The following is a 461-nucleotide window of genomic DNA, read 5'->3' as shown; positions in this document are numbered from 1 at the left end:
GCCTTGAGCATAGAGGCAGCGAGCGCAACATGCTCCGGCTCGCCGGAATGCGAGCTGGAGGCGAGCGCCAATTCCTTATTGCCGAATCCATAGGCATCCGCGGCGCCGCTCTCGACCAGCGGCAAGGCCTGCATGGCCTTGCAGGCCGAACGCGGAAACACCGGCCGATCGACATCGCCAACCGCAAACACCGTCTTGCCGGCACCATCGACAACCACCGCCATGCCGCGATGGGCGCTCTCGACGCGGTTGCCACGCAGGACTTCGACCAGCACCGGGTTTGACATGATGTTTTCCTTCGGGATCGGTTTTCTTGGGGTTTGGATTTGCAGAACGTGCTGCGAAAATCAACTTTTTTGCCGTCAAATGTTCAGGGATTTGAGCCCAATTTTCCTAGAATGAGGCGTATTTGTTCTGCGAGCATCGGCAAATCCCTGACAATCGTTTGCCAGACGATATCC

1 protein-coding gene is annotated in these 461 nt (G+C 57.5%); it reads right to left on the bottom strand.

The features are described 5' to 3' along the window. The coding region (locus AC1D0P_RS29225; RefSeq protein WP_477679935.1) for an asparaginase at window positions 1–287 on the bottom strand (287 nt) is incomplete at its 3' end. Window positions 288–461 lie beyond the last annotated feature (174 nt).

The organism is Polaromonas sp. P1_G2 (assembly GCF_056405515.1).
The sequence above is the reverse complement of the archived record's forward strand: the minus strand, read 5'-3'. Positions and strand labels throughout refer to the sequence as shown.